General features: G+C 29.9%; 16 protein-coding genes. 8 read left to right on the top strand and 8 right to left on the bottom strand.

What is annotated here, in order from left to right:
* Positions 1–118: 118 nt before the first annotated feature.
* On the bottom strand, positions 119–880 hold the full coding sequence (locus J1C67_RS18780; protein WP_167867400.1) for a DeoR/GlpR family DNA-binding transcription regulator: 762 nt from the start codon (positions 878–880) through the stop codon (positions 119–121).
* A 680-nt stretch (positions 881–1,560) separates the two neighbouring features.
* Between J1C67_RS18780 and J1C67_RS19590 the strand changes: the two genes are divergently transcribed.
* The 5 genes from J1C67_RS19590 to J1C67_RS18755 all read left to right on the top strand — a co-directional run bounded on the left by J1C67_RS19590 (position 1,561) and on the right by J1C67_RS18755 (position 5,927).
* Positions 1,561–2,235 carry a hypothetical protein gene (locus J1C67_RS19590; protein WP_244980258.1) on the top strand — a complete coding sequence of 225 codons (675 nt, stop codon included), beginning with the start codon at positions 1,561–1,563 and terminating at the stop codon, positions 2,233–2,235.
* A gap of 190 nt (positions 2,236–2,425) precedes the next feature.
* On the top strand, positions 2,426–2,689 hold the full coding sequence (locus J1C67_RS18770) for a DUF6718 family protein (RefSeq protein WP_423738897.1): 264 nt from the start codon (positions 2,426–2,428) through the stop codon (positions 2,687–2,689).
* A gap of 30 nt (positions 2,690–2,719) precedes the next feature.
* Positions 2,720–3,883, top strand: coding sequence for a flagellin lysine-N-methylase (gene fliB, locus J1C67_RS18765; protein WP_167867399.1), 1,164 nt, complete (start codon positions 2,720–2,722; stop codon positions 3,881–3,883).
* 440 nt (positions 3,884–4,323) lie between these two features.
* Positions 4,324–5,106 (top strand): class I SAM-dependent methyltransferase, encoded by a 783-nt coding sequence (locus tag J1C67_RS18760; protein WP_167867398.1) that lies wholly within the window; start codon positions 4,324–4,326, stop codon positions 5,104–5,106.
* Between the two features lie 77 nt (positions 5,107–5,183).
* Positions 5,184–5,927, top strand: a complete 744-nt coding sequence (locus J1C67_RS18755; protein WP_089973532.1) for a PHP domain-containing protein — start codon at positions 5,184–5,186, stop codon at positions 5,925–5,927.
* A gap of 107 nt (positions 5,928–6,034) precedes the next feature.
* Here J1C67_RS18755 and spoVAE read toward each other — a convergent pair whose 3' ends face one another.
* From spoVAE to J1C67_RS18730, 5 genes are read right to left on the bottom strand one after another with little or no spacing between them, the layout of a single operon-like run.
* On the bottom strand, positions 6,035–6,388 hold the full coding sequence (spoVAE, locus tag J1C67_RS18750; RefSeq protein WP_089973535.1) for a stage V sporulation protein AE: 354 nt from the start codon (positions 6,386–6,388) through the stop codon (positions 6,035–6,037).
* Between the two features lie 22 nt (positions 6,389–6,410).
* Positions 6,411–7,412 (bottom strand): stage V sporulation protein AD, encoded by a 1,002-nt coding sequence (gene spoVAD / locus J1C67_RS18745; protein WP_167867397.1) that lies wholly within the window; start codon positions 7,410–7,412, stop codon positions 6,411–6,413.
* A complete protein-coding gene (gene spoVAC / locus J1C67_RS18740; RefSeq protein ID WP_089973540.1) occupies positions 7,413–7,892 on the bottom strand; it encodes a stage V sporulation protein AC in 480 nt (159 codons plus the stop codon).
* Between the two features lie 12 nt (positions 7,893–7,904).
* Positions 7,905–8,765 (bottom strand): DUF421 domain-containing protein, encoded by an 861-nt coding sequence (locus J1C67_RS18735; RefSeq protein WP_167867396.1) that lies wholly within the window; start codon positions 8,763–8,765, stop codon positions 7,905–7,907.
* 12 nt (positions 8,766–8,777) lie between these two features.
* The gene (locus J1C67_RS18730) at positions 8,778–8,984 is read right to left on the bottom strand and encodes a DUF1657 domain-containing protein (RefSeq protein ID WP_089973545.1); all 207 of its coding nucleotides are present in this window, start codon (positions 8,982–8,984) and stop codon (positions 8,778–8,780) included.
* Positions 8,985–9,223: 239 nt separating this feature from the next.
* Here J1C67_RS18730 and J1C67_RS18725 point away from each other — a divergent pair, with 239 nt between their 5' ends.
* Positions 9,224–9,427 carry a DUF1657 domain-containing protein gene (locus tag J1C67_RS18725; protein WP_089973548.1) on the top strand — a complete coding sequence of 68 codons (204 nt, stop codon included), beginning with the start codon at positions 9,224–9,226 and terminating at the stop codon, positions 9,425–9,427.
* Positions 9,428–9,767: 340 nt separating this feature from the next.
* Here the strand turns inward: J1C67_RS18725 and J1C67_RS18720 are convergent, their stop codons facing one another.
* Together J1C67_RS18720 and J1C67_RS18715 are read right to left on the bottom strand one after the other, a co-directional pair.
* Positions 9,768–10,700: an IS3 family transposase gene (locus J1C67_RS18720; protein WP_207253499.1), complete on the bottom strand. Its 933-nt coding sequence runs from the start codon at positions 10,698–10,700 to the stop codon at positions 9,768–9,770.
* The gene (locus J1C67_RS18715) at positions 10,661–11,101 is read right to left on the bottom strand and encodes an HTH domain-containing protein (RefSeq protein WP_167867717.1); all 441 of its coding nucleotides are present in this window, start codon (positions 11,099–11,101) and stop codon (positions 10,661–10,663) included. Before J1C67_RS18715 ends, J1C67_RS18720 begins: the two co-directional genes overlap by 40 nt.
* 315 nt (positions 11,102–11,416) lie before the next feature.
* Between J1C67_RS18715 and J1C67_RS18710 the strand changes: the two genes are divergently transcribed.
* Together J1C67_RS18710 and J1C67_RS18705 are read left to right on the top strand one after the other, a co-directional pair.
* Positions 11,417–12,454 (top strand): ROK family protein, encoded by a 1,038-nt coding sequence (locus J1C67_RS18710; protein WP_167867677.1) that lies wholly within the window; start codon positions 11,417–11,419, stop codon positions 12,452–12,454.
* A gap of 16 nt (positions 12,455–12,470) precedes the next feature.
* Positions 12,471–13,646, top strand: coding sequence for an MFS transporter (locus J1C67_RS18705; RefSeq protein WP_167867678.1), 1,176 nt, complete (start codon positions 12,471–12,473; stop codon positions 13,644–13,646).
* Positions 13,647–13,690: the final 44 nt, after the last annotated feature.

The following is a 13,690-nucleotide window of genomic DNA, read 5'->3' as shown; positions in this document are numbered from 1 at the left end:
ATATTTAGTTGCCATTTGTGAAACTAGAGAAGAGGCAAATGCAGCAACAAGATAATAAGGGACATATACAGGTAATATTTTATTATAACCAGTACATGTTCCTATCCTTTCTATTACATTAAATTAACTTTACAGCTAATTTTTCAAGTTTTTCTCTAACATCATCTGTAAGGTCTGAATCAGTAATTATAACATCTAAATCATCTAAAGTAGAAAATCTATAAGTACCATCTACATTAAACTTTTCTTTTTCTACAAGTAAAAATACCTCTTTACTATTAGAAACTATAATTTCCTTAACATTACCATCTTCTAGTGTAACAGTTCCTACGCTGTTTGTAGTTAAATTAACTCCTGAACTCCCGACAAAACCTTTGTTAAAAGTATATTTAGATATGCTATTAATTACTTCAGACCCAAGAACTGCACCAGATTTATTATCATATACGCCACCTATGCATATTAGCTTAGTAGTTTCATTATTATTAAAAAGAGGTGGTATTAAGGGCATATTAGTTATTAAAGTTATTTGCTTAGTACTATTAGCTATTAATTTAGCTAATAGAAAATTAATACTTGAGGTATCTAAAAAAATTACATCTCCATTATCTATAAGGGAAAAAGCTTTTTCAGATATAATCTCCTTACTACTTAAATTCACGCTCATTCTAGTAGCTATATGGCTAGATTTAGAAACTTTTCTATTTAATATAGCTCCACCATAGGTTCGTTGAAGAGCCTCGGCTTTTTCTAGTTTTTGCAGATCCTTTCTTATCATACCTTCTGAAACATTAAACCTTTCACTTAATTCTTTTACCTTTATTCTACCAGTTTCACTAAGAATACTTAAGATATGTTCTAGCCTTTCTTCAGTAAACATTTAATCACTCCATTAATTATTATCATTTAGTATTGTTGTTGATTAATATTATAACATTATTATATTAATTTACAAAATATCTTGAAAAAAAGTTTCAAGTAGAGTAGAATAAGAATAAATAAGAGATAATAATAAACAATAGTCAACAATGAGAAAAGCTGAAGACGATATAATTTAGCGTAATAAGATAATGCTTAGCGTCATATTTTATATATTTATGAGGAAAGGAGATGTTTTAGACATCTCCTTTCCTTTTAAGTTGTTTAAATCAATTGGGTCTGATATTCCATTAGTATTTTTATCCTCTCTCGAATATTCTTCTGGTACTTCTAACTTTTTTATATGAGTTAAACATATTGAAATACTTCTCTAAAAGTAGTAAAATATATTTGTAATGGTAGACAAATATGGTAAAAAACGTCGAAAATAGAATTCTAGAGAGTTTAGAATTGCAGTATCCTAAGGGAACTGAAAGAAAATAACAAGTCAAAGATTCTGAGAATATTTTGTGCTAGTCGAAGAGCCGCAGCGTAAAATAGGCTAGTTATTTTGGGAAACTCATTAAAATAATTACTGAGAAAGTAGTACAATTACATGATATACTCATAAATTATATTAATGTACTTAAAAATTGTCTGTTATTTTTAAAAATTCTTAACAAAAAAAAGGTGGGGTTATAAGTGAATGTGAAAAAAATAATACTAGCAGCAATGTTAGTATCTTCAATGACTATAGGAATAATGGGATGTTCTACAATTAATGACGATAAAAATGATAATACAGAGAAGGTAGATAAAGATACTAATGATGTTATTGCTGAAGAGAAAAAGCAAAATGCAGATGATAATAAACCAGCAGCTAATAGTACTAATAAATTAGAAGATAATAATAAATCAAGTCAAGATTCTACCAAAAACGATGGTGATGCTTCTCAAGAAAAACCATTGCCGTCTAACGATAACATAAAAGAAAAAGTTTATTCAGAAAACAATATCACTGAAAAAATTAAAAATTATATTATTAATGATCAAGAAAACAAACCAGAAGCACAAAAAATAAAATGGAGTAAAACATTCCTAGATCAAGTTGATATTGAAAGTTTATATAAGAAATATATAGCTAATGCGGGTAAAACTGACGACTTAGAGAGCTTTGCAAACTATATAAATCTAAACGCGCCTATTTCCAGTGGCTGGGAAGATCTATTTAAAAAAGATTTATATGATGCATATGGGGAAAAAGTTGTTAGATTAGAACCTTTGAAAGATAATCTATACCAAGCATATATTGTAAAAGATGGTTCCGAAGTACCTTATGTTGTAGTTTCATCGAGAACCGGTTATTTTCATGGATAGTTATTTAAGTATGAAAAAATTATCATGGAGGTTATTAAATTAGAAGGTGAAAGTAGTATTGAAAATAAAATAATTTAAGAGATTCTACTGCAATAGAGTTAAAAACTTTATTGCAGTTTTTTGTCTATAAAAATAAGTTTAAGATAATAATTAATAAATATAATTACATTGGACATTTGGTTAATGATAGATATTATTAAGAAATCCTATTAAAAGTGGTATTGCCTTATGCTATAATTATAATATAGATTTAGATCACCATAATATAAACAATGTAGATATGATAGATGATTTATTAAACTATAAATTAGAAGGTATGGATAAGGAAGTTGTATTGTTATCTAATTTAGAAATGTGGAAAGAATATGAATCATTAGATATGAAGCTTAAAGAAATACAAAGAAGAATAATTAATGCTATATATATTACCAGAAGGCGATATAAAAGGATATAGTAAATATAGATATATGATGTGAGGTTGAAAATGAAGATAACAAAACCAGATTATTTGGATGAATTTAAATGTATAGCGTCTGAATGTGAAGACACCTGTTGTGCTGGATGGGGAATAGTAATTGATGATGAAACACATAAGCAGTATTTAACTGTAGCTAGTGAATTTGGAGAGAGATTAAGAAATGAAATAGTTATTGAAGGAGAGGAAAATATTTTCCTGTTAAAAGGTAATAACTGTACATTTTTAAATGAAAATAAGTTATGCGATATATATAAGGAGCTGGGAGCAGATAGTCTTTGTTATACATGCAGAGAATATCCAAGGTATTTAGAAGATTTTGGTAACCTGCGTGAAGTAGGAATATCTTTATCTTGTCCTGAAGCTGCAAGAATAATACTCGGGTCATCTAAAAAAGTAGAATTTGAATTAACAGAAAATGATGAAGAAGTTAATAGTTGCAATGATATAAATCAAATGATTTATATTAATCTTATGAAATGTAGAAAAGTAGTTTTTGATATTCTACAAAATAGAAATTTAGATTTGAAGGTTAGAGGAGCTTTAGTCCTTATTTTTGCAGGCGAAATTCAAGAAAAGATAGATTCAAATGAGATAGAAGATATAAAAAAAGTGAAAAATAAATATTCAGACCAAAGCTTTATTGATGAGACTATTAAAAGTATTGAAGAATATAAAGGAAAAGGAAAAGGAAGTGGAAAATATAATAATATAAATGAAGTTTTTAAAGTCTTTAGAGATTTAAAGCACATAAATCCTAATGATCCTTTAGGACTCGAGGATGCATTAAGATATTTTTGGCAAAGTGAAGATGATGAGGAACTTTATTTAGATATTCATAAAAAATTTGAAGATTATTATAAGGATAAAAGCTATCACTTTGAACAGATTTTAGTTTATTTTGTATTCAAATACTTTATGAAGGCTGTTTTTGATTATGATGTTTTAGCAAAAATAAAAATTGCGTTAGTAAGCTGTTTAATGATTAAAGAATTAGCGGTAATAAGGTATTTAGAAAATAAGGAATTTACTGAAGAAGATATGGTGGATATTGCTCATACATATTCTAAGGATGTAGAGCATTTAGAAGAGAATATTGAAACCTTAGAAGAAGTATTTGAAACTAATGAAGTATTTAGTCTTGAAGACGTGTTAGTTACTCTAATGAATTAGAGATGAAGAAAGACAAGTTGCTATAAATGATAGCAGTCTCATAGACCTTAGCAAATTAACACAGGACAAGGTCCCACACTGGTTTTTAATATTTCTAGGTACAAGTATTATTGAAAACAAAATAATTTAAACAATTGAACTGTAATATAGATAAAAGCCCTATAGATAGACTTTTTTCAAATCGTCTATTCTATAGGGTGCTTTTTACTTTATATAGAGTTCTTCTCCATTAGAGCAAATGACCTTCTTATACCAATCAAAGGAGTTCTTCTTAGATTTTTCTAATGTTCTCAAGAATTGAATATCTTGCTTGCGAAATTATAGAAGATACTTTATCTCTTTTAAGAAATGATGAGCTGATAAAGCAGTTACTTTATAGAATTTAATAATGACAATATATGTTTTACAGTAAAAAAACAAAAGCTAGGATGGTAAATAATATGAATATTGCAATTACAACCACAAGAAACCCCGATGAAAGTTTAATAAATAAAGCATATGGTATATCTAAAGAATTAGATATACCATATGTAAAAAGAGGAAATTATAGTATAAACAAAATTAGTGAAATGAATAAAATAGAATGTTTTCTCTTTGTAGAAAAAGATAAAATTGTTTTAAAGGGAGAAGATAATGCATTTTTTTGGCATCCAAATACATCGGAAATTAAGATGAAAGCAATAAAAGAAGGTCTGAATCAACCTATGGTTGAAGCTATGGATTTAAAATCCGGGGATAGGGTATTAGACTGTACTTTAGGACTTGCAACAGATGCTATAGTATTTGCATCTATTGTTGGTGAAAATGGCATGGTTGTTGGCACAGAAGTTAATAAGTATATTGCTTGTATAACTAAAAACGGATTAAAGGATTATGAAGATGTTGACGCGCAAACTAAAATATTTATGGATATGATAGATGTTATTAATTCATCTTATGAAGACTATATTTTAAGTATGCCAGATAATAGTTTTGATGTGGTTTATTTTGACCCTATGTTTAAAATACCAAATAAAAAATCGGTATCAATAAATGCTTTAAGGCCATTTGCACATCAAGAAGGATTAAAAAAAGAGACACTTATGGAGGCACTACGTGTTTGTAAAAACCGTGTTGTTATTAAAGAAAGAGTTGGCAGTGGTGAGTTTGAAAGATTAGGAATTCAAAAATGTTATGGAAATAGTAAATTTGGATCTATAGCTTATGGTGTTATTGAAAAATAAAATTTTTATTAACAATATGGTGCAATTTAGTAGCTAGCTGAATATTATATACAATAATACTACTATGGAGATAAAAAATGTACACAAAAGGCGATTTTCATATTCATACAACAAAATCTGATGGTGATTATACCCCTACTGAGATTATAATGTTTGCTAAAGAAAGTAATGTTGATACTATATCTATAACTGATCATAAAACTATGTCAGGAGTAGAAGAAGCAATAAAAGCAGGGGAATGGTTAGGTGTTAATGTTATACCTGGGATTGAATTATCTACAAGGTTTAATGGAAAAAAGGTTCATATTTTAGGGTACTTCACTAATGAAATATATAAGGATAAAGATTTTATTAGTGCATTAAGATATGCAAAAAAGGATAATAGTAAACTTTTAGAAACACTCATAGGTACCTATGTAGATGTTAGAAAAGATTTGGAGAAAAATAAGATTACTACTCAAACTGGTATTGATTTACTTAAATACTTTGGTGGGAGTGTAGTTTTGGCTCATCCAATTAGATTAAAAGATGGAATGCTTGCCCCCCTTCTTGAAATGAATTTTGATGGAATTGAAGCCCTTTATCCCGAAAATACTGTTGAGCAAAATGAATTGTATAAAGGTATAGCTAGGGAAAAAGGATGGTTTTATACTGCCGGTTCAGATTTTCATTCTGATAGTAAAACACATAGGCATCATGGTTTAATTGGGCAGGTTTATTTAAATAATTATGAAATTGAAAAGTTTATAATCAAATTAAAAAATAATGAAAATACCTGTCTCGGACAAGCTTGCATTAATAATCAAAACCCACGACAATAATAATGTAAGTGTTGTCGTGGGTTATTTTAGTTTGTAGGAGTTTAAATTTATTTAATATAGCTAGGCATATGAAAGAAATTTAAAGTGTAGTATGTTTTTTCATATGATTAACCTTTTGGTTTAAATATCATGGCAGAAATAAATCCAAAGATTATTGCTGCGGAAACACCTGCACTTACTGGCTTTAAAACACCGGTAAATATTCCTATAAAACCAGTTTGCTCAGCCTCAGTTATCGCCGCTGTTACAAGAGCGTTTCCAAAGCTACTTATAGGTACAAATGCCCCTGCACCTGCAAAGGCAACCAAAGGATCATATAGACCAAACCCTCCTAAAATTGCACCAATTACAACTAATGTACAAGTTGTATGTGCCGGGGTGATTTTTAAAGTATCCATTATAAGTTGCCCAATAACACAAATTAAACCACCTATTATAAATGCAAAAATAAATTTTTCCATAAATTAACTCACACCTTCTTTTTTACATTTCTATAGAAACAGCATGGGCAATGCTAGGTATGCTTTCCTTTTGTTGAAAGGAGATAGGAGACATTAAGGCACCTGTTGCAACAATTAATATTTTCTTTAATTCTCCTCTTCGCATACGATTAAGTAAATGCCCATAAGTTACAGTAGCAGAACAACCACAGCCACTGCCACCAGAAAAGCTTGGTTGGTCTTTTGTATATATTAAAAGACCGCAATCTGTAAATATATCCGTTGGCATATCTATGCCATGTTTTTTTAATAAAGCATTAGCAAGTTCATGACCAACTTTTCCTAAATCACCAGTAGCAATAAGATCATAATAAGAAGCATCGATATTCAAATCTCTAAAATGGGCTTCAATAGTATCTACTGCTGCTGGTGCCATAGCTGCTCCAACGTTATAGGGATCAGAAATCCCCATATCTACTACTCTTCCTATGGTAGCAGAAGTTACTTTTGGTCCATCTCCATTTGGCCCAAGGACTACAGCTCCAGCTCCAGTTACTGTCCACTGAGCACTAGGTGGTCTTTGTACACCATATTCTGTAGGATATCTAAATTGTTTTTCAGCAGCTGCATTATGACTACTTGCAGCGGCTATAACATATTTAGCTGCTTTACTTTCTATTAATTGAGCCGCTAATGCTAAACCTTCCATGGAACTAGAGCAAGCACCGAAAATTCCCAAATAAGGTATTCCGAGTGTTCTTGCAGTAAAGTTGCTACAAGTAATTTGATTCATTAAATCTCCACTTAAAAAAAAGTTGATATCTTCTTTTTGTATCTTTGATTTTTGTATTGCTCTTTCACAAGCATGCTCAAGTAGAGCATGCTCTGCCTTTTCATAGCTATCTTGACCAAGCCATAAATCTTCATAAAGTATATCAAAGTCATCAGCTAAAGCACCATTGCCTTCGAAAGGGCCACCAACTGCTGCAGAGGCTAATATCGTAGGTTTAGAATTGAAAATCCAAGATTGATGTCCTTTAAGCATTTACATTCCCCCTAGCCATATTATTGTCATTTTTATTGTAGCAACTACAAAAGCAGCAAAAACTCCATAAACAATAATGGCGCCTGCAAGACGGAACATATTTCCAGCTACTCCAAGTACAAATCCTTCACTTTGATGTTCAATTGAAGCAGAAGCTATAGAATTAGCAAAGCCTGTAATCGGAACAGCAGTTCCACATCCAGCCCATTGACTAAGGTGATCATAAATTCCAAGACCAGTAAATAAAGCTGCAAAAAAGATTAAAACTACTGAAGTAGGACCTACTGATGTCTTTTCATCAAAATTAAGATAGGTAATAAAAAGCCACTGTAAGCCTTGACCAATTGTACATATTGTACCACCTACCAGAAAGGCTCTAATACAATTAGTTAAAATAGGTCTTTTAGGTTCTATACTATTTACTAATTCATCATATTGTAGCTGGGTTGTAGTCATTCTTTTCTTTTTCATATTTGACATTTATTTCACCTTCTAACGTAATAAATATGGTTCTAATTTTTTTATGACTTCTTCTAATTTTTGAGCGCTTTGTGAGTACATAGTTTTTGTCTCTTCATTGTCACAGTCTAAAGAAAATGACATAAAATCTGCTTGACTTTTTTGAATGCTAGCATAGAGCATTTCTTTAACCTGTGTTTTAGGAACTTGTATCATATCATCAAAAATATCTACATATAAGTCTCCAGAAGAATCTACTTGACCTAGAAAAACATTTTCAATGGAAACTCCTTTGATTTCTAGCTGAGTTGTAAGCCAACCTCGATTTAATCCAGCATTAGTAAGACCTTCATTTAATATATTTCCATCTAAAATAACTGTTTGTGGTTCGGTCTTAGGTGCTACTTTTTTTCCTAAATCATATGAGGTAACAGGTTTCTTATCAGCTTTTAAACTAACATTTATATCACCCGTTGTTTCCATTACAGCAAATTCAACATCGGCTAAGTTAAATGCTTTCTTTGAACGCATTTCTTGTAGGAATTCTTGACCTGTAATTCTTACTTTAGATAAGTTATCTTCCATAATTTTACCGTTTTTAATTAGTACCCTTTCCTTACCATTTATCAGATTATAAATCCATTTACTTTTCATGGAAGCATAATCTAAGATAATAGGAATCACTGCCCAAACAGCCAGTGTAACTAGTCCAAAGTAAATATTATCAACTATATCTAAAGAAATTAAAGTAATTATAACCGCAATTACGGCATAAGAAATAAAATCAAAGGGAGTAGCCCTAGCTAATGTCTTTTTCTTCATATATTTTGTTATAACAAATGTTAAAATAAATAGAACTATTGAATTAAATAATAGTATTAACCAAGTATTCATATGCCACCTCACTTAGTTGCCTTTGTATTGGGGTTCCTCAAACTCCATAACGCCTATTCTTTTTTCTAAATCTGTTTTGATTTTACTTATTTCTTTAGATGCCTGGTTATAAATAGTGCTGGCTTCTTTATCACGTTCTTGTAATGAGTACATTCCTAAAGTGGCCTCAGATCCCTTTAGTGTAGCCAATGTTTCTTTTACCTTTGAAATGGCAGTCATGTAAAAACCTCCTTTATATTTATTAAATTCTTTCCTAACTTAATTTAACCAATAAGCTTAATTTTAATTCATATATACACATATATATATTTGTTTCAATTATTAAACACAAATTTCTAAAGTTTAATAAATATAGATTGGATTTTAAAAGGAATATATTTCATTATGAATAAATGAATATTAAAATTGATTATGAACAAGATATAGGGGTAGTAGAAAACTATAAAGGAGGGATTTTTATGCCAACAGGAAACAAACTTGAAACAGCATTAGCTAGTGCTAAAGGATTAGGTGCGGATATGAAGACATTTTCTTTAGATACAGATAATGAACAAGCAAAACAAATGTTTAATGAACTTGCAACTACAATGGGAACTGTAGAACAATCTATTCAATCAAGACTTGATTTTGTAAAACAAGAAGAACCTCAATATAATAAATAATTAATATACTGTCATATTTAGTTGAATTTATATTCTATAGATATGGGAGTATATTAATAGTAATTCCTTGGGGGAGTAGCCCCCAAGTGGCTAAGATCCAAATAGGTTTTTAACATTTCTAAGTACAAGTAATGGTGAAAACAAAATTATTTGATCAATTAAACTGTAATAGAGTTAAAAATAAAGTGGTCCCTATGTCAAGGACAGTTAGAAAAAAACGCCTAAAAAATGAATTGGAATATTTTTTATGGAAGATGTATGACAAGAAAGCACTGGTATTATACCGTTTGTAGGTATTTACCAGTGCTTTAAATTATATTAATATATAAAATTAGTTTAGCTAGATTTTAATCGGATATTCACCGGTTTCTAGATATTCGTAGTATTTATTTGGTGATAGCTTGGCCAAATTCCATTGATATCTATTGTTATTGTAATAATCAATATAATTATCAGTTTCTTGTTTCAGTAGATTAAATGTGTTGCATTTTCCAAGGTGAATTTCATCTTTCATATGTCCGAAGAAGGATTCTTGTGGGGCATTGTCCCAACAATTACCTCTTCGAGACATCGATTGTCTAATTTCTTGCTTTGATATAATCTCTTGAAATTTAACGCTAGTATAATGGCAACCTTGATCTGAGTGAATTAGAGTTTCGCTTGTCAGAGAAATGCCATGTTCACGAATAAGTATATGTACAGTTTCTAATACAAAATCTATTTCTAGAGATTCACTTAGAACATATGCTAGAATTTGCTTTGTATAAGCATCCAGAATAGTTGAAAGATATGCTCTTTGACTATTGGCATAAGATATATATGTAATGTCTGTTAATAAGACCATTCTTGCCCCATAGTTAGTGAATTCTCTATTTAATAAATTTTCAGCAACATTATTAGTTTTTAGGGCCTTTGCCATTCGGCGGTACGGGTTTGCTTTTCTAATAGGACATGTTAAATTAAATTTTTTCATCAATCTACTTATTTTCTTGATGTTCATACGTACCCCAGTATTTAGAAGCCTCATGTAAATACCACGTTTACCTTTGTCATATCCACGAAACTGATAAGCAGCTAATATAATCTCAAAATCTTTTCTATCTTCTTCCTCTTTTTTATTTCTATGATCTTTAGAAGATAACCAATTATAATAACCTGATCTAGATACCCCTGCATATTCACAGAGCCAACTAATATTTAATAAATTATTATTCCGTGAAAGCATTTGCTGAATTATTTTGAATTTTTCTTCTGTTTTAGCTTGAACTTCCATTGCGCCTCCCGATTTATAAAATTCATTTTTTTTAGAAACTCATTTTCTTGTTTTAGATATCTAACTTGATGTTTGAGACGTGTAATTTGTTCATCAGGTGTCAAATGTTTTGTAGCTAATCGTCCAGAGGTTTCCTTCCTTAAGTCACTAAAACCTTCTTGTCGTTTTCCCATACTTAGAAATCGGCGCGATAAATTATCAACTCTCTGTTTTCCTAAAGCCTTAACATCAAATCCTGCATTCCGTAGTATTTCTAATGGCATTTTCCCGGTATTATATTCAGAAACATAATACTCCTTAAATTCATCTGTATAAGTAATAGCTTTATTACTAGCTTTTTTTACAAATGGATTTACTGATAAATCTTTCAATTGTTCATCTGTAAAATAGATTCTTCCCATAACTACAATCCTCCTTTAAAATATTTTACAATAAAAAAAGACCCTATAAAATAGAGTCAGTTAAATAAATGTTTAGCACTTTTTTTCTAACTGTCCATTCTATAGGTACCAGTTTAAAACTTTATTGCAGTTTCTTTTTTGTCGAAAATTATTTTCAGATGTATAAAATTAAAGAAAGGTAAATGAATTAATAAAATGTTTACTTACGAGAATATAGGTTTATATAATATTTTGACATTGATAGAAATAGATGCTACACTTAATTAAGATACTTAATTAAGTATCTTAATTAAGATGACAGAAAGGGATTTATATATGAAATCATTAAGTGGAAACTCATTATTAATGAAAGAAGTGAATTCAAACATTATTTTAAAAAATTTAAAAAATGAAAAAAAAGCAACCACACAAAGATTATCAGAAGTGACTGGTCTTAGCGCAGTTACTGTAGGCTCTATTCTTCAAAAACTTATAGAAGGAAAGCAAGTGTTTAAAGATGATGTAATTCCATCAAATGGTGGACGCCCTGCTCATAGGTATTGCTACAATGGGGAATATAGTCATGTTCTTATTATATATACAGATGAGGATAATGAAAAGGATAGGATACATGCTAGCGTAGTAAACCTTTTTGGAGAGTGTATTCATAAGGAAAATTTTAGTCTAGAACATATTGTTTTAGAAAGTTTTGAACCAATAATAGATAAATTAATACATAAGTATCAAACCATAAAGGCTATTGGATTTGGATTGCCTGGTGCGGAACATAATGGAACCATTATTACTAATGATTATAAAAATCTAAATGGTGTACGTTTTTCAGAGTATTATAGAAATCGTTACAACATTCCTGTTAAGTTTGAAAATGATGTAAATGCTGCTGTTATTGGGTATTGCAATATGCATGAAGAGGAAATAAAAAGTGATGCAGCTATAGTATATGTATATTTTCCAGAAAAATATAGTCCAGGAGTTGGTATTTATATAAATGGAAAGATTTATACTGGGTTTAAAAATTTTGCTGGAGAAGTAAAAAATATGCCTTTAGGAATTGAGTGGGAAAATATTAATTACAATTCCATTAAGGAGGTTTCAAATGCTATAGCAAAGTTAATTATATCAATAGTATATCTACTTGATCCAGAACAAATTATTCTTTATGGTAGATTTATTAATGAGGATTATTTAAAGAATATAATTACAACTTGTAAATATACATTAATAGAGACTACATTACCAGTAATTTCTAAAACAGAAGATTTTAACTCTGATTTTGAAAATGGTATAAGTAAATCTACTTTAGACCTATTAGAAAAAACATTAGTTTTAATTAATAGATATCCAAATAAATAAAAAAATGGGGGACATTATGGGAACTTTTTTCTTAATAATTATTTACATAACATTCATAAGCTTAGGTTTACCTGATTCATTACTTGGGTCAGCTTGGCCAATAATGCATAGAGATTTAGGAGTTGAGCTATCTAGTGCTGGAATCGTTTCAATGATAATTACTTCCGGAACTATTGTTTCAAGTATTTTAAGTAGCAAGGTAATAAGACGTTTTGGCACTGGCAAAGTTACTTTTGTAAGTGTGACAATGACAGCCGGTGCACTATTTGGATTTTCTCTATCGCAATCATTTATATGGTTATGTATATTAGCAATTCCATTAGGTCTTGGTGCGGGCGCAGTAGATTCAAGTTTAAATAACTTTGTAGCACTACACTATAAGGCTAAACATATGAGTTGGCTTCATTGTTTTTGGGGCGTAGGAGCAACTTCAAGTCCTATTATTATGTCATTCTTTATAGCTAATAATAATGACTGGCAAAAGGGGTACTTTTCAATTTCAATAATTCAATTTTTGGTAGTTTTACTTTTGATTTTCACCCTACCAATGTGGAAAAAAATGGAGAATAATAATATAGCAGAAAGCGCTGAAGATACTAAAAAGAGTGAGAATGTTAATATATTTAAACTTCCTGGAGCAAAATTAGTTTTAGTATCATTCCTTTGTTATTGTGCCACAGAATCTACAGTTGGTTTATGGGGGAGTAGTTACCTAGTAAATCATAAAGGAATTTCACCAGATGTTGCTGCAAGGTGGCTTGCTTTATTCTTTGGAGGCATTACTGTAGGTAGGTTAATTAGCGGCTTTGTAGCTATGAAACTGAAATCAAATATTTTAATTAGAATTGGACAATCCATATGTATTATAGGAGTTACTATGTTAATGCTACCTTTAGCAACATATTTCTCAATGGTAGGGTTAATACTTATAGGGCTAGGTTGTGCACCAATTTTTCCATCAATGCTTCATGATACACCAAATCGTTTTGGAAAAGATATTTCACAATCTATTATGGGAGTACAGATGGCATTTGCTTATATAGGAAGTACTATTATGCCTCCACTTTTAGGGTTTATTGCATTAAAAAGTGGTATAGGTGTATTACCAATTTTCTTACTTGTGTTCATAGTAATTATGCTTATATGTTCAGAGAAAATTAATATAATTATGAAAGCAAAGAAGGTAGTATAATTTATATTTATTTTTAATTAGAGAGTATAAGTTATTATAGTATC

This window comes from Clostridium gasigenes, from assembly GCF_017348895.1.
In the GTDB taxonomy this organism is placed as follows: Bacteria; Bacillota; Clostridia; order Clostridiales; family Clostridiaceae; genus Clostridium; species Clostridium gasigenes.
This window is presented reverse-complemented; position numbering and strand designations above follow the sequence as displayed.